The 18,383-nt window shown below is 71.6% G+C and carries 19 protein-coding genes; 9 read left to right on the top strand and 10 right to left on the bottom strand.

Features of this window, described 5'->3' with window-relative positions; genetic code table 11:
• Positions 1–5: 5 nt before the first annotated feature.
• Positions 6–629, top strand: coding sequence for a rhomboid family intramembrane serine protease (locus ACQ5BE_RS06290; RefSeq protein WP_430296110.1), 624 nt, complete (start codon positions 6–8; stop codon positions 627–629).
• Positions 630–743: 114 nt separating this feature from the next.
• Here ACQ5BE_RS06290 and greA read toward each other — a convergent pair whose 3' ends face one another.
• Entirely contained in the window at positions 744–1,241 is a 498-nt protein-coding gene (gene greA / locus ACQ5BE_RS06285; protein WP_430296109.1) for a transcription elongation factor GreA, read from the bottom strand.
• A gap of 181 nt (positions 1,242–1,422) precedes the next feature.
• Positions 1,423–1,839, bottom strand: coding sequence for a DUF4307 domain-containing protein (locus ACQ5BE_RS06280; RefSeq protein ID WP_430296108.1), 417 nt, complete (start codon positions 1,837–1,839; stop codon positions 1,423–1,425).
• Between the two features lie 18 nt (positions 1,840–1,857).
• Between ACQ5BE_RS06280 and mca the strand changes: the two genes are divergently transcribed.
• From mca to ACQ5BE_RS06265, 3 genes are read left to right on the top strand one after another with little or no spacing between them, the layout of a single operon-like run.
• Complete coding sequence (mca, locus tag ACQ5BE_RS06275) at positions 1,858–2,763, top strand: mycothiol conjugate amidase Mca (protein ID WP_430296106.1); 906 nt, start codon at positions 1,858–1,860, stop codon at positions 2,761–2,763.
• Between the two features lie 4 nt (positions 2,764–2,767).
• Positions 2,768–3,037: a hypothetical protein gene (locus ACQ5BE_RS06270; RefSeq protein WP_413250357.1), complete on the top strand. Its 270-nt coding sequence runs from the start codon at positions 2,768–2,770 to the stop codon at positions 3,035–3,037.
• 33 nt (positions 3,038–3,070) lie between these two features.
• A complete protein-coding gene (locus tag ACQ5BE_RS06265) occupies positions 3,071–5,251 on the top strand; it encodes a thioredoxin domain-containing protein (RefSeq protein WP_430296105.1) in 2,181 nt (726 codons plus the stop codon).
• Positions 5,252–5,275: 24 nt separating this feature from the next.
• Here the strand turns inward: ACQ5BE_RS06265 and trhA are convergent, their stop codons facing one another.
• A complete protein-coding gene (gene trhA / locus ACQ5BE_RS06260; RefSeq protein WP_430296104.1) occupies positions 5,276–5,950 on the bottom strand; it encodes a PAQR family membrane homeostasis protein TrhA in 675 nt (224 codons plus the stop codon).
• Positions 5,951–6,122: 172 nt separating this feature from the next.
• Here trhA and ACQ5BE_RS06255 point away from each other — a divergent pair, with 172 nt between their 5' ends.
• Together ACQ5BE_RS06255 and ACQ5BE_RS06250 are read left to right on the top strand one after the other, a co-directional pair.
• Positions 6,123–6,884 (top strand): isoprenyl transferase, encoded by a 762-nt coding sequence (locus ACQ5BE_RS06255; RefSeq protein WP_208711991.1) that lies wholly within the window; start codon positions 6,123–6,125, stop codon positions 6,882–6,884.
• 260 nt (positions 6,885–7,144) lie between these two features.
• Complete coding sequence (locus ACQ5BE_RS06250) at positions 7,145–8,488, top strand: PhoH family protein (RefSeq protein WP_430296292.1); 1,344 nt, start codon at positions 7,145–7,147, stop codon at positions 8,486–8,488.
• Between the two features lie 12 nt (positions 8,489–8,500).
• On the opposite strand, the gene ACQ5BE_RS06245 is transcribed toward ACQ5BE_RS06250, so the two are convergent.
• On the bottom strand, positions 8,501–9,157 hold the full coding sequence (locus ACQ5BE_RS06245; RefSeq protein WP_430296102.1) for a GNAT family N-acetyltransferase: 657 nt from the start codon (positions 9,155–9,157) through the stop codon (positions 8,501–8,503).
• 58 nt (positions 9,158–9,215) lie between these two features.
• Here ACQ5BE_RS06245 and ACQ5BE_RS06240 point away from each other — a divergent pair, with 58 nt between their 5' ends.
• On the top strand, positions 9,216–9,728 hold the full coding sequence (locus ACQ5BE_RS06240; RefSeq protein WP_430296101.1) for a prepilin peptidase: 513 nt from the start codon (positions 9,216–9,218) through the stop codon (positions 9,726–9,728).
• Between the two features lie 20 nt (positions 9,729–9,748).
• Here the strand turns inward: ACQ5BE_RS06240 and ACQ5BE_RS06235 are convergent, their stop codons facing one another.
• The 4 genes from ACQ5BE_RS06235 to ACQ5BE_RS06220 form a co-directional block, all read right to left on the bottom strand.
• The gene (locus ACQ5BE_RS06235; protein WP_430296100.1) at positions 9,749–10,240 is read right to left on the bottom strand and encodes an NUDIX hydrolase; all 492 of its coding nucleotides are present in this window, start codon (positions 10,238–10,240) and stop codon (positions 9,749–9,751) included.
• Between the two features lie 79 nt (positions 10,241–10,319).
• The gene (locus tag ACQ5BE_RS06230) at positions 10,320–11,762 is read right to left on the bottom strand and encodes a class II fumarate hydratase (protein WP_430296098.1); all 1,443 of its coding nucleotides are present in this window, start codon (positions 11,760–11,762) and stop codon (positions 10,320–10,322) included.
• A gap of 47 nt (positions 11,763–11,809) precedes the next feature.
• Positions 11,810–12,424, bottom strand: a complete 615-nt coding sequence (locus ACQ5BE_RS06225) for a carbonic anhydrase (protein WP_430296097.1) — start codon at positions 12,422–12,424, stop codon at positions 11,810–11,812.
• A 20-nt stretch (positions 12,425–12,444) separates the two neighbouring features.
• On the bottom strand, positions 12,445–13,050 hold the full coding sequence (locus tag ACQ5BE_RS06220; RefSeq protein ID WP_430296096.1) for a DUF4245 domain-containing protein: 606 nt from the start codon (positions 13,048–13,050) through the stop codon (positions 12,445–12,447).
• 130 nt (positions 13,051–13,180) lie between these two features.
• Between ACQ5BE_RS06220 and glpX the strand changes: the two genes are divergently transcribed.
• Positions 13,181–14,218: a class II fructose-bisphosphatase gene (glpX, locus tag ACQ5BE_RS06215; protein WP_430296095.1), complete on the top strand. Its 1,038-nt coding sequence runs from the start codon at positions 13,181–13,183 to the stop codon at positions 14,216–14,218.
• Positions 14,219–14,321: 103 nt separating this feature from the next.
• Entirely contained in the window at positions 14,322–15,410 is a 1,089-nt protein-coding gene (locus ACQ5BE_RS06210) for a lipid II:glycine glycyltransferase FemX (protein ID WP_430296094.1), read from the top strand.
• 45 nt (positions 15,411–15,455) lie between these two features.
• Here the strand turns inward: ACQ5BE_RS06210 and manA are convergent, their stop codons facing one another.
• Together manA and ACQ5BE_RS06200 are read right to left on the bottom strand one after the other, a co-directional pair.
• Positions 15,456–16,733: a mannose-6-phosphate isomerase, class I gene (gene manA, locus ACQ5BE_RS06205; RefSeq protein WP_430296093.1), complete on the bottom strand. Its 1,278-nt coding sequence runs from the start codon at positions 16,731–16,733 to the stop codon at positions 15,456–15,458.
• 10 nt (positions 16,734–16,743) lie between these two features.
• Positions 16,744–18,375 (bottom strand): LCP family protein, encoded by a 1,632-nt coding sequence (locus ACQ5BE_RS06200; protein ID WP_430296092.1) that lies wholly within the window; start codon positions 18,373–18,375, stop codon positions 16,744–16,746.
• Between the last annotated feature and the right edge of the window lie 8 nt (positions 18,376–18,383).

The following is an 18,383-nucleotide window of genomic DNA, read 5'->3' as shown; positions in this document are numbered from 1 at the left end:
AGCGCATGGTCCGGAGGCCGTCAGCGCGGCAGGCGGAGCTCGCCAGCCGGGCCCGGGCCGGCATTGCCACCATGGCCGGGATCATCGCGGTCCTCTATGCGATCCAAGTGGCCAACATGCTCACGTTCGGCTGGCTCTCGCTGACGTTCGGCATCCGGCCGCGGGACGTGACGAGCCTTCCGGACATCCTCACCTCTCCGCTCGTCCACGACGCGTCGAGCTGGAACCACCTCGCGGCCAACACGCTGCCCCTCGTGGTCTTCGGCTTCCTCGCGTTCCTCGCAGGGCTGCGGCAGTTCCTCACCGCCGTCGCGCTCTCGTGGCTCGCCTCCGGCGTGGGGGTGTGGCTGTTCGGCGGCAGCCTCTTCGGCCACTCGGTCACCGTCGGGGCGTCGGGGGTGATCTTCGGGCTGTTCGGCTTCCTGCTCGTGCGCGGATTCTTCAACCGCTCGTGGTGGCAGATCCTGCTGGCCGTCCTTCTCCTCCTCGCCTACGGCAGCGTTCTGCTCGGGGTGCTTCCGACGGTCGGGCGGGGGATCTCCTGGCAGGCCCACCTGTTCGGCCTCGCGGGCGGGGTCATCGCGGCCCTGGTCATGCGCCCGCAGCGGCCCCGCCGGGCCATCTCCTAGCTGATCGGGCCCTCTACTAGGACGCGTGCGGACCAGCGGAGACGGCGACGGCGCCGCTCCCCGAGCGGGGGCGGCGCCGTCGTGTGTGCTGTGCTTGCTGGGCTGTGGCGAGTCTCAGCCGTTGTACGGCGTGGCCGAGATGATCTCGACCGCGATCTCCTTGCCGTTCGGCGCGGTGTAGGAGAGCTTGTCGCCCTGCTTGTGGCCGACGATCGCGGCGCCGAGCGGGGACTTCTCGCTGAAGACGTCGACGTCGCTGCCGCCGTCGGCGATCTCGCGCGAGCCCAGGAGGAAGCGCTCCTCCTCGCCCGCGATCTTCGCGACCACGAGCATGCCGGGCTCGACCACGCCGTCGTCGGCCGGCTTCTCCCCGACGTGCGCGTTGCGCAGCAGCTCGGTCAGCTGGCGGATGCGGGCCTCGATCTTGCCCTGCTCCTCCTTGGCCGCGTGGTAGCCGCCGTTCTCCTTGAGGTCGCCCTCCTGGCGGGCGGCCTCGATCCTCTCGACGATCTCGTGTCGGCCAGGCCCCGAAAGGTGGTCCAGCTCGGCCTTGAGTCGGTCGTACGCCTCCTGCGTGAGCCAGGCGCCGCCCTGATGGGTCGTGGTGGACATCTTGTCTCCTCGTCGCGTCTTTCCATGCAAATACCCCGCCTGCGGCTGTGCGCAAACCCCCTGAGGCAGGATGCCTCGGGAGCGCTTCTGGCCACCGGCGGGGCAATGGGTATTAGTACATTCTAATGATCGCGGGAGCCCAAGCCAAAGACAGCCCTTGGCGTGTCCCGCGTCACACCGACTACCTGGACGTGAGCCAGCACGAGTCGACCACTGCTGAGACGGCCGCGCTCTCGGTGCGGATCGCCGCGGTGGTGAGGGACGTCGTCGTGCCCGTGGCGGTGCGGTCCGGGCCGACCGCCACCTCGCGGTACCCCACCACGGCGTACGTCTCGGACAGGGCCTTGACGGCGCAGACGGCGCTCGCCGAGGCGTCCTTCGTCACGGCGAAGTCGAGCTCGGCATGCCAGGCGTCCGGCGTCCGGAAGCCGATGTCCTTGGAGGTGACGGCGTTGCGGGTCGTGCTCAGGACGGTGAGCCATCCAGCCACGGCAATCCCGACGACGAGGGCGACGACGACGAGGATCCGCGCAGTGCGCTTCGGCAGCCTGCGCCGCGGCGTGCCGTAGCGGGAGGCGAGGGTGGGGGTCTGGCTCACCCGACTATTCTAGGAGGCGTGTCCCAGAACCCCCGATCGTTCCGGCTCCTGACCGTCCACGCCCACCCCGACGACGAGTCCAGCAAGGGTGCTCCCATGATGGCGAAGTATCTGGCGGAGGGCCACGAGGTCATGGTGGTCTCCTGCACGGACGGCGCCCGTGGGGACATCCAGAATCCCCACCTGCTCGACGCGCCGCACCCGAGGCGGGACATGGCCGGCGCGCGCAGGATCGAGATGGCCGCCGCACGGGAGATCCTCGGCGTCCAGCACCGGTGGCTAGGCTTCATGGACTCGGGCCTCCCGGAGGGGGACCCCCTCCCGCCCCTTCCCTGGGGGTCCTTCGCGACGCTCCCGCTCGAGCAGGCCTCGGCGCCGCTCGTGAAGCTCATCCGCGAGTACCGTCCCCACGTCGTCGTCGCCTACGACGAGAACGGCGGCTACCCCCACCCGGACCACATCATGGCCCACCGCGTGGCCGTCGAGGCCTTCCGCGCCGCGGGCGACCCTGACGCCTACCCCGGCACTGGCGAGCCGTGGGCGCCGGCGAAGCTGTACTACGACGTCCCCTTCAATCCGGACCGTGTCCGCCGCATCCACGACGCCCTGGTCTCCGCCGGGCTCGAGTCGCCGTACGCCGACTGGGTGGCGCGCGCGGCGGAGAACGACGCCGAGGGGCACCGCCCGTGGACCTCGCGCCACCCTGTGACGACCCAGGTGGAGTGCGCGGAGTACTTCGGGGTCCGGGACCGGGCGCTCCTCGCCCACGGCACCCAGATCGACCCCGACGGGTGGTTCTTCGCGGTCTCGCTCGAGCTGCGCCAGCGCGAATGGCCCTGGGAGGACTACTCGCTCATCGAGTCAACGGTCGGCTTCCCCCAGGAGGGCGAGACAGAGGGGGACCTGTTCGCCCGGCTAGGATAGACCGGTGCAGAACCTCCTCATCGCCCTGTCCCAGACCCCGCCGTCCCCCGAGGGGACGCTGCGTCCGGGACTGAGCGAGGACCAGATCACGCCGGGAACGTGGGGGTTCCTGCTGACGGCCTTCGTGGTGGTCCTGACCATCCTGCTCATCGTGGACATGGTCCGCCGCCTGCGCCGCGTCCGCTACCGCGCCCAGGTCGAGGAGGCCCGCGAGGCCGAGCGCGAGCCCGACGAGGCCGAGCGCGAGCCCGAGAAGGGCGAGCCCGGAGCCTGAGCCCCGCTGCCCTCCATGCGGCAGACTGGGGCCATGGCCAACCGACTCGCAGGATCCCCGTCCGCGTACCTCCGCCAGCACGCTGACAATCCGGTCCACTGGCAGCCGTTCGGCGAGGAGGCCTTCGCCGAGGCTGCGCGCCGCGACGTCCCCGTGTTCGTCTCGATCGGCTACGCCGCCTGCCACTGGTGCCACGTCATGGCGCACGAGTCCTTCGAGGACGAGGCGACCGCCGCAGAGCTCAACCAACGCTTCGTCCCCGTCAAGGTCGACCGGGAGGAGCGGCCCGACGTGGACTCCGCCTACATGGCCGCGTGCCAGGCGATGACAGGCCAGGGAGGCTGGCCCCTGAGCATCTTCGCCCTCCCGGACGGCCGCGCGTTCTACGCAGGCACCTACTACCCGCCGACTCCGCACCCGGGACAGCCCAGCTTCCGCCAGATCCTCGAGGCCGTCTCCGACGCGTGGCGGAACCGCCGGGAAGCCGTCGAACGCCAGGCGGCGGCGCTTGCCGAGGCGCTCGGCGGCCTCTTCTCGGACCAGCTCCTGCGCCTCGACGCACCCGAGGCAGGGATCGACGACGGCGAGCTGGCCGCCCTCGCGCGCGACGCCGTCGTCCGCCTCGGCCGGGAGGAGGACGGCACCCACGGCGGGTTCGGGCGCGCGCCGAAGTTCCCGCCGTCGCCCGTGGCGGAGTTCCTCGTCCGCCACGCCGCAGGGGGCACGGCGACCGCGGCCGCGGCGAAGGCGCTCGCCGGGCGCACCCTCGCGGCCATGTGCCGCTCGGCGCTGTTCGACACCCTGGCGGGTGGGTTCGCGCGCTACTCCGTCACCGCGGACTGGTCCCTGCCGCACTACGAGAAGATGCTCTACGACAACGCCCAGCTGCTCCGCGCGCTCGCCCACTGGGTGCGCCTCGGCGCCTCGCCGGAGTTCCCGGCAGACGAGGCCCGGGAGGCCGCGGCGCTGACCGCGGACTGGATGGTCCGCGAGCTCGGCCTCCCCGGCGGCGGCTTCGCGTCCTCGCTCGACGCGGACTCGGAGCGCGGTGGCCAGCACGTCGAGGGTGCCTACTACGTCTGGACCCCCGGGGAGCTCGCGGAGGCGGCGGGAGCGCACGACGGCGCGCGGCTGGCGTCGGTGTTCGGCGTGCGGCCGGGCTCGCCGCCCGGCTCCCACGGCGGTCCCGGGTGGCCACTCCACGCGGGCCGCGAGCTGGGCGCCGACGAGAGGGAGCTCCTCGCGCGGACGAGGGCCGCGCTGCTCGAGGCGCGTTCCCGCCGGACGCCGCCGGGGCGGGACGACAAGGCGGTGGCTGGCTGGAACGGGCTGGCCGTGGCGGCCCTCGCCGACGCTTCGGTGGTCCTGGACCGCCCGGACCTCCTCGCGGCGGCAGAGACCTCGGCAGCCCTTCTCGCCGAGGTCCATTGGAACGGGCAGACGCTGACGCGGGTCTCCCACGGCGGCGCCGCCGGGGGAGTCGAGGGCATGCTCGCCGACTATGCGGGCTGCGCCGAGGGCGCCCTCGCCCTCTTCGCGTGCACGGGCGAGGCCCGCTGGTACAGGTGGGCAGGGCAGCTCCTCGACGCCGCCCGGAGCCGCTTCGTCGAGGACGGCCTGCTCTCCGACGCTTCCCTCGACCTCTCGGGGGCCCGCACCGGCGCCACCGCCGCCCTCGGCGGGTCCCGCGCCCTCGACGCGATGGACAACGAGGCGCCCTCGGGGGCGTCGCTGCTCGCCGGCGCCCTCACGTCGTTCGCCGCCTACAGCGGCTCGGGCGAGCATCGCGCCGTCGCACGGGCCATCCTCGCTGGGCTCCCGCGCCTCGTGGGCCAGTCACCCCGGGTCGCCGGGTGGCTCCTCGCCGTCGCCGAGGCCACCCTGGCCGGCCCGCTCGAGGTTGCGGTGGTCGGCCCCCTGCAGGACGGAGGAGCCTCGGAGACGCGCCTGCTCCACCGTGCTGCCCTCCTCGACCCGAGCCCGGGGCTCGCCGTGGCACTCGGGTCTACGGACCACGCCACCGCGGCAGGGGCGGGGGACAGCGCGGGGCGGGCAGACGGCGGCGGGCGCGCCGGCGCCGTCGTGCCCCTGCTGGAAGATCGGCCGGGTGCGGCCGACGGCGGCCCGCTCGCCTACGTGTGCCGGGACTTCGCCTGCAGGCTCCCCGTCCGCACCGCCGACCAGCTGCGCGAGCAGCTCGCGCCCGGCGGCTGAGCCGGAGCCCCGCCGGCGCTCCGCTTAGCCGGCGACCGGCAGGCCCACGACGGCGATCAGGATCGCGACGAAGTGGGCCGCGAAGCCGAGCACCGTGAAGGCGTGGAAGAACTCGTGGAAGCCGAAGTGGTCCCAGCTGAAGTTGGGGCGCTGGAGGCCGTAGAACACCGCGCCCGCGATGTAGAAGGCGCCGCCCACGCAGATGAGGATGGCCGCCGGAACGCTCGCCGCGAAGAAGTCCGGCAGGAACAGGAGGGCGGCGCAGCCCAGCACCACGTAGACCGGCACGTAGAGCCACCGAGGCGCCCGCATCCAGATCACCCGGAAGGCCACCCCGACGAGCGCGCCCGTCCAGATGAGCGTCAGCAGGAGCAGCGCGGTGGGGCGGGGGAGCAGGACCCAGGACAGCGGCGTGTAGGTGCCGGCGATGACGAGCATGATGTTCGTGTGGTCCAGGCGCTTGAGGACCGCCTTGGCCCTCGGCTTCCAGTTCCCGCGGTGGTACACCGCGCTGACCGAGAACAGCAGGAGGCCCGTGAAGGCGTAGATGCCGCTCGTGACCTTCCGGTCGGTGCCGGGGGCCAGAACCACGAGCACGATCCCGGCCGCGAGGGCGAGCGGGGTCGCGACCGCATGGATCCACCCACGCCACGAGGGCTTGAGGGCAAGGAGCTCTGCGCGGGCGGCCTGAAGCTGCATAGAGAGCATTTTATCGTACGGGCCGGTAGGTTACCGATGAGTAGAATCCGCTGCCGCTCGTGCCCGGGTTGTCTGGGGGTCCGGCGCGGGGAAGGCCATGGAGCCTGCGGTAGCCTAGGAGGCGGCATCTACAGGCCTGTGATGGCATGGGAATCAATCGGGCGGGAGGGGCATGGAACTGCCCGGTTTCCTCTACGGCTACTACGAGCGCCGTCTCGTCCGGTCGCTCAGCCCGGAGAGCATTCCCGGCCACATCGGTGTCATGGTCGACGGGAACCGGCGGTGGGCCCGCCAGTTCAACGCCCCGACGAGCCAGGGCCACCGCGCCGGCGCGGACAAGATCCACGAGTTCCTCGGCTGGTGCCGGGAGCTCGGCGTGCGGGTGGTCACGCTCTACATGCTCTCGACGGACAACCTGAGCCGCTCGACCGAGGAGCTCCGTGAGCTGACTGAGATCATCGCCGAGACGCTCGACCGCCTCGACGACGACCCGAACGTCTCCGTCCACGCCATGGGCGCACCCGAGATCCTCCCGGACCACCTGGCCGAGCGGCTTGCCCGGCTCACCGCGAAGCCCAGCCCGTCCGAGCCCCTCCACGTCAACGTGGCGGTCGGCTACGGGGGCCGCCGGGAGATCGTCGACGCGGTCCGGGAGCTCCTCCGTGATGCCCTCGCGCGCGGAGAGGACATCGCCGAGCTGGCCGAACGGCTGGATGTCGAGGACATCTCGCGGTTCCTGTACACGGCGGGGCAGCCGGACCCTGACCTCGTGATCCGCACCTCGGGAGAGCAGCGTCTCTCCGGATTCCTCATGTGGCAGAGCGCCTACAGCGAGTTCTACTTCTGCGAGGCCCTCTGGCCGGCCTTCCGCAGGATCGACTTCCTCCGCGCGCTCCGCGACTACGCGGGGCGCCAGCGCCGCTTCGGCGCGTAGGCCGCGCCGCCGGAATTACACAGCTGTCATTTACCGGACACTCCCTCCGATGTAACCCGGAGGTCATGTGACGAGGCGTACATTGGCGCCATCGGGCGGCAACCGCCACCCGATGCGGGGAGGCCGAGTATGGACGTTGCGTCGCAGCAGCTCCAGGAGGCCGGTCCCGGCCTCGCGGCCGAGCCGGACGCACTGGAGAACACCGGGGAAACCTGGGGGCTGGAGTCGACGTGACAAGCATCGGGGCACACCACACCGCACTGCCCACCGAGTCCGCCGCAGCAGGCGCCACCGCCGAAGCCGCGCGCAGGACCTACGTACTGGACACGTCCGTGCTGCTCTCCGACCCGAGGGCGCTCCTGCGGTTCGCGGAACATGAAGTGGTGATCCCCGTCGTGGTGATCACCGAGCTCGAGGGCAAGCGCCACGACCCCGAGCTGGGGTACTTCGCCCGCAAGGCCCTCCGGCTCCTCGACGACCTCCGGGTCGAGCACGGGAGCCTCAGCCGGCCCGTCCCGCTCGAGAGTGACGGCGGCGCCCTGGGCGGCACGCTCACGGTGGAGCTGAACCACATCTCGGCCGAGGTCCTCCCCGCCGGCTTCCGCTCGGGGGACAACGACGCGCGCATCCTCGCCGTCGCCAAGAACATGGCCAACGAAGGCCGGGCGGTCACGCTCGTGTCCAAGGACCTGCCCATGCGGGTCAAGGCGTCCGCGATGGGGCTCGACGCAGACGAGTACCGCAACGAGCAGATTGTCGACTCGGGCTGGACGGGCGTCGCCGAGGTCGACGCCGACGAGGAGCAGGTCGCGACGCTGTACGGCCACGAGCCCGTCTTCCTCCCGGAGGCCGCGGAGATGCCCGTCAACACGGGGCTCGTGATCCTCTCGCCCCGCGGCTCCGCCCTCGGCCGCGTCGGTGCCGACAAGCAGGTGCGGCTGGTGCGCGGAGACCGGGAGCTCTTCGGCCTGCACGGGCGCTCCGCCGAGCAGCGGCTCGCCATCGACCTCCTCATGGACCCCTCCGTGGGCATCGTCTCGCTCGGCGGCCGGGCGGGCACGGGCAAGTCCGCGCTCGCCCTGTGCGCCGGCCTCGAGGCCGTCATGGAGCGGCGCGAGCACAAGAAGGTCGTCGTCTTCCGGCCGCTCTTCGCGGTGGGCGGCCAGGAGCTCGGCTACCTTCCGGGGTCCGAGTCCGAGAAGATGAACCCGTGGGGCCAGGCGGTCTTCGACACCCTCGGCGCCCTCGTGAGCCAGGACGTTGTCGACGAGGTCATGGACCGCGGCATGCTCGAGGTCCTGCCGCTCACCCACATCCGCGGCCGCTCGCTGCACGACTCCTTCGTGATCGTGGACGAGGCCCAGTCCCTCGAGAAGAACGTCCTCCTGACGGTCATGAGCCGCATGGGCCAGAACTCCAAGATCGTCCTGACCCATGACGTCGCCCAGCGCGACAACCTCCGCGTGGGCCGCCACGACGGCATCGCGGCCGTGGTCGAGACCCTCAAGGGCCACCCGCTGTTCGGCCACGTCACGCTCACCCGGTCCGAGCGTTCGCCGATCGCGGCGCTCGTCACGGAGCTCCTCGAAGGGGCCGAGATCTAGGGGCCGACCCCGCTAGGCGCCGACGCCGAGGAAGGCGGCCGCCGCCCCGTGGCCCTCCACCGAGAGGGTCCACTCGGGGCGGCGGAACGCCTTTCTGGGCAGCCGCAGCAGCAGCTCGCGTTCGACGACGCCCGGCCGGCTCACGCGGCGCCTCTCGCCGTTCGGCTCGTACCCCAGCTTCCTGCTGACCCCGAGCGAGGGCTCGTTCCAGTCGTAGGCCGCGGTGAGGGCGACCTCCGCGCCCAGCCAGTCGAATGCCCATGCCAGGGCAGCGGCGCGCATCTCCGACCCGAGGCCCTGCCTCTGGACGTCTCGGCGCAGCCACGAGCCCGTCTCCACGGTCGCGAGGTGTGCGAAGTCCTCGGCTCCGACGTCCTGCAGGCCCAGCAGCGCGCCGTCGTGCGCGAACACGCCGAACTGGACGAGCCAGGATTCCGGCCGGGTCCGCGACCGGCACTCCCAGATCCAGCGGGCCGAGTTCGCGGGGATCTCAGCGGCGGGCGCGTCTGTCCAGGGCAGGGCGAAGGGTGTCCGCTCGGGGGCGTGGATTCCGGACCGCGCGGCGTCGGCGAGGCCCGGGAGATCGTCGTCGCGAAGGGGTCTCAGCGTCAGGCGCGGGGTGCCGAGCGTGAGCCCGAACAGTGGCCAGACGTCGGCAAGGCTGGTCATGCCGCCACGCTACCGCAGGCAGGGCGGCGGGCCGCCGCCCATCCGATAGGGTCCAAGGGTGACCCACCGCCTCCCCGAGCTCTGGCAGGACGCACCGTTCTCGTTCTGGCTCGTCGTCGCGTGCCTCGCCTACTTCGCCTGGATGTCGGCGCGGCTCGCCGTGATCGACATCCGCAGCCACCTGCTGCCGAACCGGATCGTGCTGCCCAGCTACTGGGCCGCGCTCCCGCTGGCCGGCGCGGCGGCGCTCGGCGGCGGCGCGCTCGACGTCGGCGCCGCGCTCCGCGTCCTGGGCGGCGGCGCGGTGCTGTGGCTCGTGTACTTCGTCCTGCGGGTCGTGTACCCGGCGGGGATGGGATTCGGCGACGTCAAGCTCGCCGGCGTCCTGGGGCTCTACCTGGGCTTCCTGAGCTGGTCGCACCTGTTCTGGGGCACGGCCGCGGCGTTCCTGCTCGGCGGACTCTTCGGGCTCGCGCTGATCGTCACGCGCCGCGGGACGGCGAAGTCGGCGATTCCCTTCGGCCCCTTCATGCTCGCCGGCACGGTCCTCGCGCTGCTGCTGCCGGCCTGACGAGCCAGTCCCCGCCGGCGTCAGGCCTCCGCGACGCTCGGCGACCCGACGAAGTGCGCTCGGCGCTCCGGATCCAGCGCCCACTCGACCGCACGCCGGTGCAGGGGCGGAAGGTCCGGCAGGGCATCGGCAGGGAACCACCCCACCTCGAGGTTCTCGTCGTCGTTGACGCGCTCCTGGCCGGCCACGAACGCGCAGGCCATGACGACGTCGAGGTACTGCGCCTGGTCCCCGTTCGGGTAGATGACAGGCGCGGTGATCCCGACGCCCGCCAGATGCGTCACCGAGACGTGGACTCCGGTCTCCTCGAAGACCTCCCGGACGGCCGTGGCGGCAGGCTCCTCTCCCGGCTCGACGATCCCGGCAGGGACGGTCCACCGGCCGTTGTCCGCGCGGCGCACCAGGAGAAGCCGTCCGGCGTCGTCCGCCACGACCGCCTTGACTCCCGGGAGCCAGAGCGGGTGGACGCCGATCATGTCGCGCAGGGTGAGGATGAAGTCAGGCGTGGGCATGGAACCAGCCTAGGGGAGCACGACGCCGGCCGCCGCCTCGCGCTCGAGGCGACGGCCGCCGTCGTGCTCCCGTGGGAGGCTACTTGTTGGGGCCCGTCATGGTGGTGACGTCGAGGGCCTTCTCGAGGTCGGCCTCGGAGACCTTGCCCTCGCCCTCGCCCACGAAGCCGAGTGCGACGGTGGCCTCACGGACCGTCAGGCCCTCCTTGACGGCCTTCTTGGCGATCTTGGCCGCGTTCTCGTACCCGATGAACTTGTTCAGCGGGGTCACGATCGACGGCGACGCCTCGGCCAGGAAGCGGGCGCGCTCGACGTTGGCCTCGATGCCGTCGATCATCTTGTCCGCCATGACGCGCGAGGTGTTCGCGAGGAGGCGGATCGACTCGAGGAGGTTCGCGGCCATGACCGGGATGCCGACGTTGAGCTCGAAGGCGCCGTTGGTCGAGGACAGCGCAATCGTCGTGTCGTTGCCGACCACCTGCGCGGCGACCATGATCGCGGCCTCGCAGATGACCGGGTTGACCTTGCCCGGCATGATCGAGGAGCCGGGCTGGAGGTCGGGGATCGCCAGCTCGCCCAGACCGGTGTTCGGGCCCGAGCCCATCCAGCGGAGGTCGTTGTTGATCTTCATGAACGAGTAGGCGATGTTGCGCAGCTGGCCGGACGCCTCGATGAGGCCGTCGCGGTTCGCCTGGGCCTCGAAGTGGTTGCGTGCCTCGGTGATCGGCAGCTTGGTGTCGGCCGCGAGCAGCTCGATGACGCGCTGCGGGAAGCCGGCCGGGGTGTTGATGCCGGTGCCCACGGCAGTGCCGCCCAGCGGGACCTCGGCGACCCGGGGGAGCGAGGCCTGGATGCGCTCGACGCCGTAGCGCACCTGCGCCGCGTAGCCGCCGAACTCCTGGCCCAGGGTCACGGGGGTTGCGTCCATGAGGTGGGTGCGGCCCGACTTGACGATGTCCCTGAACTCCTCGGCCTTGCGCTCGAGCGAGGCGGCGAGGTACTCGAGGGCGGGCACGAGGTCGTTCACGAGCGCGTCCGTCGCGGCGACGTGCACCGAGGTCGGGAACACGTCGTTCGAGGACTGGGAGGCGTTGACGTGGTCGTTCGGGTGGACGCTCGTCTCGGAACCCGCCTCGGCGAGCGCGCGGCTCGCGAGCTCGGCGATGACCTCGTTGGTGTTCATGTTGCTCGAGGTGCCGGAGCCGGTCTGGAACACGTCGATCGGGAAGTGCTCGTCGAATGCGCCGGCAGCGACGCGGTCCGCCGCGGCCGCGATGGCCTGGGCGCGCTCGTCGTCGAGCACCCCCAGCTCCGCGTTGGCGAGGGCGGCGGCCTTCTTCACGCGCGCGAGCGCCTCGATGTGCTTGCGCTCAAGGGTCTTGCCCGAGATCGGGAAGTTCTCTACGGCGCGCTGCGTCTGCGCGCGGTAGAGGGCGGCCGCGGGAACGCGGACCTCGCCCATCGTGTCGTGCTCGATCCGGTAGTCGTCGGTTGCAGGGGCCTGCACTGCAGAGTCAGTCATGGCTCCCAGAATAGGCCCCCGCACCGACGCGTTCCGAACGGTGTCGCCTAGATCTCGCCGATCTGGGAGACGAGCTCCGCCTTGCCCTCGCGGAGGTGGTAGCAGACGCTGAGCACCGCGGTGCGGCCCTCCTCGACGGCGGTGGCGATGGTCTGCGACGTCTCGATGAGCCGGGCGCCGGCCTGCTTGGCATGCTCGACCACTGTGCCGTCGACGTCGGTGACGCCGTTGCGCTGGGCTGTGAGCACGCTCGGCATGATGCGCTCGACGAGGTCGCGGACGAATCCGCTCGGCATGGTCCCGGTCTCGTACGCCTCGACCGAGGCCGTGACCGCGCCGCACGAGTCGTGGCCGAGGACCACGATCAGCGGGACGTTGAGCGGATCGATCGCGTACTCGAGGGAGCCGAGGACGGCTTCGTCGATGACGTGGCCGGCGGAGCGGACGACGAACGCGTCCCCGAGGCCGAGATCGAAGATGATCTCAGCGGCGAGGCGGGAGTCCGAGCAGCCGAAGATGACGCAGACGGGGTTCTGCGACGCGACGAGTTCGTGGCGGCGCGCCGAGTCCTGATTGGGGTGGACGCTCGCGCCCTCCACGAATCGCTGGTTTCCGTCGCGCAGGATGCGCCACGCCTGGGCAGGGGTGAGAGTCTGGGGCACGCGCCTACTCTAGCGCCCGGCTAGCGGTGTGTGGCCGACGTGACGACGGCGCCCGCCACCTCGTCCAGCTCGGAGAACCCGGCAGAGCCGCTCAGCACCACCGTGGTACCGCCGACGGTCGCAACGAGGCTCTTCTCGATGCCGGGCTTGTCATACAGCGTCCAGTCGACCCCGGCCACGCTCCTCGTGCCGGTCACGGGCGCCCTCTTGACCTGCTCGTTCAGCCAGGTCGGGTTGGCGGTGCCGGTCTGGACGACCGAGACGAACTGCTGGGCGGGTGTGAGGTATCCGATGTCCCAATGTGACACGCCGTCGGTCCCGGCGCCGTTCCACCGGGCGTAGTTCGGCGAGTAGCCGTCGGGCAGCGACGGCACGACAGGGGCGAAGCCCGCGACGCCGGCGGCGTTGGCCGCGCTCGAGGAGACGTCGACGACCGGCCTGCGGGGCTCCGACTTCGGCGCGGCGTTGAGCAGCACCACGGGCAGGATCGCCAGGAGGCTCACGGCGAGGGCCATGATCATGCCGATGACGGAGGCGTTCGCGCGCTTCGCCGCGGCGGCAGGGATGACCGGCTTGACCGGCGTGGCCTCCGGGGAAGCCTGGGGGGACTGTTCGGTGCTGCTCACCCCTCCATGGTCCCGCACGGAGCCTCCCTCCCGCCAACCGGCTGCGGGGCCGTGAGCCGCGTCATCGTCGCGGCGGGGACATCCCGGACGACTATGATGCGTACAAAGCCCGCTCGAAGAAGAGGTCTCCGTGTCCCCTGCGCCCGACGACAGCCAGTACTCGACCCTTTCCAGCTCGCTCCATGTAGGAGCCGATGAGCCAGACCGCAACCTCGCCCTCGAGCTCGTCCGTGTGACCGAGGCCGCCGCGATCGCCGGCGGCCACTGGGTCGGTTTCGGCGACAAGAACAAGGCCGACGGCGCCGCCGTCGACGCCATGCGCTCGTTCCTGCAGACCGTGCACTTCAACGGCGTCGTCGTGATCGGCGAGGGCGAGAAGGACGAGGCCCCGATGCTCTACAACGGGGAGCGCGTCGGCGACGGCACGGGCCCCGAGGTCGATGTCGCGGTCGACCCGATCGACGGCACGCGCCTGACGGCCCTGGGCATCAACAACGCCCTCGCCGTCCTCGCGGTGGCCGAGCGCGGGACCATGTTCGACCCCTCCGCGGTCTTCTACATGGAGAAGCTCGTCACCGGCCCCGAGGCTGCCGACCTCGTGGACCTGCGTCTGCCGGTCAAGCAGAACCTGCACCTCATCGCCAAGGCCAAGGGCGTCAAGATCAACCAGGTCACCGTCTGCGTGCTCGACCGCGACCGCCACAAGCCGCTGGTCGAGGAGATCCGCGCCGCGGGCGCACGGACGAAGTTCATCATGGACGGCGACGTCGCCGGAGCCATCGCCGCGGCCCGTTCGGGCACCGGCGTCGACGCCCTCATGGGCGTCGGCGGGACCCCTGAGGGCATCGTTGCCGCCTGCGCGATCAAGGCGCTCGGCGGGGTGATCCAGGGCCGTCTCTGGCCGACCAGCGACGAGGAGAAGCAGAAGGCGCTCGACGCCGGGCACGACCTCGACAGGGTCCTCACCACCGACGACCTGGTCACGAGCGACAACTGCTACTTCGCCGCGACCGGCATCACCGACGGCGACCTCCTGCGCGGGGTCCGCTACCAGAAGGACCGCGTCAAGACGCAGTCCATCGTCATGCGCTCGAAGTCCGGCACGGTCCGCTTCGTCGACGCCGAGCACCACGCGAGCAAGTGGGAGAGCTGGGCGCGCCGCGCCTGACCCCCGGCCGCCGCGGCGGGCCCGCGGCTAGAATGGGGCGCGGCCTTGGCCGCGCCCCATCGTGCTGCCGAGGACACACTGCCGCGCATCATCCAGGAGGAACATGAGCCCCGAGAGCCAGCTGGCCGCCCGCGATCTGACCGTCCGCCCCTGCACCGACCGCGCAACGTGGGACGGCCTGGTCAACGGACTCGGGGGGCATCCGCTGCAGCTGTGGGGGTGGGGCGAGCTCAAGGCCGCCCATCACTGGCGCACCGAGCGGCTCCTCGTCAGCGAGGGCGAAACGGTCCTCGGCGGCGCACAGGTCCTCTACCGTGGCCTCCCGTGGCCGCTGAAGTCCTTGGCCTACGTCTCACGCGGCCCCGTCTGCGCGCCCGAGGATGCCGAGCGGGTGCTCGCCGCCGTGGGCCGCGCGGTCCGCGAGGCCCACGGCTCCGTGGCACTCGTCGCCGAGCCGGACTGGGAAGCGGGATCCGCAGGGGAACGGGGTCTCGCCGCCGCGGGCTTCCGCCGCACCGAGAGCACGATCCTCATCCCGCGGACCCTCATCCTCGACCTCACCCTGAGCGAGGACGACCTCATGGCGGGCATGTCGCGGACCACCCGGGCCAACGTCCGCAAGAACCTCAGGGGCGGTCTCGAGTTCCGCACGGTCGCGACCGAGGCCGAGCTCGACCAGGTCCTCGCGATCTACCGCGAGACGGCCGCCCGTGCGGGCTTCGGCATCCATGAGGACCGGTACTACCGGGACATCTGGCGGTTCCTCGGGGAGGACTCGCCCGTCGTGGCGGCATTCGACGGCGACCAGGTCGTCGCGTTCGTCTGGATCGCCAAGAGCGCCGGCACGGCGTTCGAACTCTACGGCGGCGTCAACGCCGCGGGACAGAAGGCCCGCGCGAACTACGGCGTCAAGTGGGCCGCGTTCACGGCCATGAAGGCCGCAGGCTGCACGCGCTACGACCTCAACGGGCTGCTCAACGACGGCATCTCCGACTTCAAGAAGCAGTTCGCCCAGCACGAGGATCTGCTCGCCGGAACCTGGGAGCTTCCGCTCTCGCCGTTCTACCCCGTCTACTCGACCGGGATGCCCATCGCGCGGCGGACCCTCCAGCAGGGCCGCCGGGCGGCGAAGGCCGCCGTTCGCCGTGCCAGGGGCGCCGCCGGAAGGGCGCGCCAGCTCGTCCGACGCTGACGCGCCCGACTCCCGGGGCCGGCGTCGTGCGCCTGCGGGAGGCGCCTAGGCCAATCCCGAGGCCGGACGGAGACCGGTGGTCACAGCGAAGGCCAGGACGCCCTCGGGGCCGGGATGCGCGAGGGCGGGAGCCTCGGCATCGGGGACGAAGGCGCTCTGGCCGCGTCCGAGCGCTAGGTCGCCCTTCGGGGTGTCCAGCGTCAGCGATCCGTCCACCACGAGCACGACCGCCGCACCGGCCTGCGCCACGGGCACCGGCGCGGGGCGGCTGCCGTCCGCCGCGACCGCGATGCGCTGGAGCTGGAACTCTGCGAACGGCGGCCTGTACAGCTCCTGCCCGAGGTCGGACTCCTGGGCGGCCAGCATGGGCACCTCGGAGGGGGCGAACACGACCGTCCTGAGAAGCTCGGCGACGTCGACGTGCTTGGGCGTGAGCCCGCCGCGCAGGACGTTGTCCGAGGATGCCATGACCTCGATCCCGACGCCCTTCAGGTAGGCGTGCACGTTCCCGGCGGGGAGGTAGAGAGCCTCGCCCGGGGCGAGGCCGACCCTGTTGAGGATGAGGGAGATGAGCACGCCCGGGTCGGAGGGGTACTGGGCGGCGAGATCGACGACGGTGCGGAGCGCCGCATCGTCGTCCCCGCCGGATCCGTGCGCGCCGCCGGGGGAGAGGTGGATGCCCACGGCCGCCGCCACCGCATCGACGCACGAGCGCACGTCGCGCCCGCCCTCGATCAGCCGGCCGAAGGCGGCCGCAAGCGCCGCCGCCTCGTCCGGGCCGCGCAGGAGCTCGGCCACCTGCTCCGTGACCTCGGCGGCGTCGGTCCCCGCGACGAGCCCGGTGAGCCGCTCGAACAGCGCCGCCGCCTCCGCAGGGGCCCGGAAGCCGCAGAGCGCCTCGAAGGGCGTGAGCGCGAAGAGCATCTCGGGCTTGTGGTTGTCGTCCTTGTAGTTGCGGTGCGGTGCCGAACGGTCGACGCCGGCCGCCTCCTCCGCGGCGAAGCCCGCCCGGGCCTGGTCGAGCGTCGGGTGGACCTGGAGGGACAGCGGCGAGTCGGCGGCGAGGACCTTGAGGAGGAACGGCAGCCGCGGACCGAAGGCCTCGACGCTCTCCGGACCGAGCGCCGCGGCAGGGTCCGCAGCGATGGCCTCGTGCAGCGGGACGGACGTCTCGCCGTCGACCATGCGGGAGGGGCCGTCGGGGTGGGCCCCGATCCACAGCTCGGCCTCGGGCCGGCCGCTCGGCTCACGGCCGAGGAGCGCCGCGATCGCGGTGGGCGAACCCCACGCATAGTCCCGCAGGGTGTTGCTCAGCAGATGCATCGAAGTCCTCTCAGAGCGGCGTGCACTCGCCGTTGCCGGCCATGATCTCGTCCAGCAGCTGGTTCTGCCCGGTCCGGAACAGGTGGTCGAGCCGCTGGGCGGTGACCTTCACGCCGTCGGGCCCGATGTCGTTGTACGGCCCCGCCGGGACGTCCGAGGAGACGCTGGACACCAGGGCGGCGGGCAGCAGGCCCGGTGCGCCGAGCCCGGCCTGGCCGCCGGCGCCCGCCGCCTTCGGGCTGGGGGAGTCGGAGGAGGAGCCGGTCGCGGACTTGATGACGTCGGCGACCTTCGCATGGATCGCATCGAAGTCCGGATACGTCGGGAAGGACGCGTCGAAGTCCGGAGGCCCGATCACGAGGCGGCTCGTGGGCTGGCTCTTGCCCTTGAGCGCGAGGTCCACGAAGCTGCCGAGCTGGTTGGCCGAGATGTTGGACTCGACGACCTTCGTGCCCGCGCCGGCGATGTCCTGGAACTTGCTCAGGAGCGTGGCCGGATTGAGCTGGTTGATCATCGCCTGCTGGATGCACTGCTGGCGCGCGATGCGGTCGTAGTCGCTCGCGAACTCGCGGCTCCGCCCGTACCAGAGGGCGTGGAAGCCGTCGAGCTTCTGCTCCCCGGGGGCGATCCACCCGATCGGCGGCTCGTGCGTGCCGGAGTTGTCCACCGAGGCGCCGCTGATGGGCACCCATCCGCCGGCCTTGATCCGGATGCCGCCCATGGCGTCGATGAGCTGCTGGAAACCTGCCATGTCGACGACCACGTACGCCTGCACCGTGATGCCCAGCGTGCCCGAAGCTGCCTCGAGCGTGGCCTGCGCGCCCGGGTCGTCGACGCCGGGGTAGAGGTCCCGGTACTTCTCGTTCACCTCGGTGTTGATCGCGTTGATGAGGCACTCGTCGCCGCAGTTGTACCCGTCCGGGTAGATCTTGCGCATCGGCGAGCCCTCGGAGAACTGGGCGTTCTGGAGATTGCGGGGGATCGAGATGAGGGCAGTGCGGCCGGTCGCGGCGTCGACGCTGATGATCGAGAGGCTGTCGGGGCGGCGCCCCACGCGGTCTGCACCGGCATCGCCGCCCATGACCATGAAGTTGTAGCGGCCGTCCACCGGGCTGATGGCCGGGCCTCCGCTGAAGATCGTGCCGATCGCGCCGCGGCCCACGCCGATGAGGTACGCGGCGTATGCGAGGCTCCCGCTCGTGGCGACCATCGCCGCCACGAGCGCGACGACCACGAGGGCGCGCATCCGGCGCGCGAGCAGCGGGACGCGGATGAGGCGCAGGGTGTTCAGGAACAGGATGGCCCAGCCGAGCGCGAGGGCCAGCAGGAGCACGATCAGCACGAGCGAGATCACGGGGTGCGTGAAGATCGTCAGCACCGCTCCGCGGTTCGTCAGGCCCACCACGAGCACGACGGCGGCGACTGCCCACACGCTGAGCGTCACCATCAGCGCGCGGCGGCCGAGCCGGCGGCTCCCGGCGACCAGCTGCGCCGAACCGGGGACGAGGACCGTGAGGGCGAGGAGCGTGAAGGCCCGCTTGGTCCGCACCGCTGACGGGGCGTCCTCGGGATGCCGGATCGGATCCGTGTGGTGGCTGGGCAATCCGGCGAGGTCGTGTCGCCGCGGGCTGTGCAGGGCCATCCTGGTCG

Source organism: Sinomonas sp. B1-1, from assembly GCF_050474465.1.
Lineage (GTDB): Bacteria > Actinomycetota > Actinomycetes > Actinomycetales > Micrococcaceae > Sinomonas > Sinomonas flava.
This window is presented reverse-complemented; position numbering and strand designations above follow the sequence as displayed.

Bases quoted from the DNA above. Each gene is read 5' to 3' on its own strand.
- ACQ5BE_RS06255 (WP_208711991.1), top strand. From the start codon at position 6,123: ATGGAACTGCCCGGTTTCCTCTACGGCTACTACGAGCGCCGTCTCGTC.
- ACQ5BE_RS06245 (WP_430296102.1), bottom strand. From the start codon at position 9,157: ATGACCAGCCTTGCCGACGTCTGGCCACTGTTCGGGCTCACGCTCGGC.
- greA (WP_430296109.1), bottom strand. From the start codon at position 1,241: ATGTCCACCACGACCCATCAGGGCGGCGCCTGGCTCACGCAGGAGGCG.
- ACQ5BE_RS06210 (WP_430296094.1), top strand. From the start codon at position 14,322: ATGAGCCCCGAGAGCCAGCTGGCCGCCCGCGATCTGACCGTCCGCCCC.
- manA (WP_430296093.1), bottom strand. From the start codon at position 16,733: ATGCATCTGCTGAGCAACACCCTGCGGGACTATGCGTGGGGTTCGCCC.
- ACQ5BE_RS06230 (WP_430296098.1), bottom strand. From the start codon at position 11,762: ATGACTGACTCTGCAGTGCAGGCCCCTGCAACCGACGACTACCGGATC.
- trhA (WP_430296104.1), bottom strand. From the start codon at position 5,950: ATGCAGCTTCAGGCCGCCCGCGCAGAGCTCCTTGCCCTCAAGCCCTCG.
- ACQ5BE_RS06235 (WP_430296100.1), bottom strand. From the start codon at position 10,240: ATGCCCACGCCTGACTTCATCCTCACCCTGCGCGACATGATCGGCGTC.
- ACQ5BE_RS06200 (WP_430296092.1), bottom strand. From the start codon at position 18,375: ATGGCCCTGCACAGCCCGCGGCGACACGACCTCGCCGGATTGCCCAGC.
- ACQ5BE_RS06290 (WP_430296110.1), top strand. From the start codon at position 6: ATGGTCCGGAGGCCGTCAGCGCGGCAGGCGGAGCTCGCCAGCCGGGCC.
- ACQ5BE_RS06265 (WP_430296105.1), top strand. From the start codon at position 3,071: ATGGCCAACCGACTCGCAGGATCCCCGTCCGCGTACCTCCGCCAGCAC.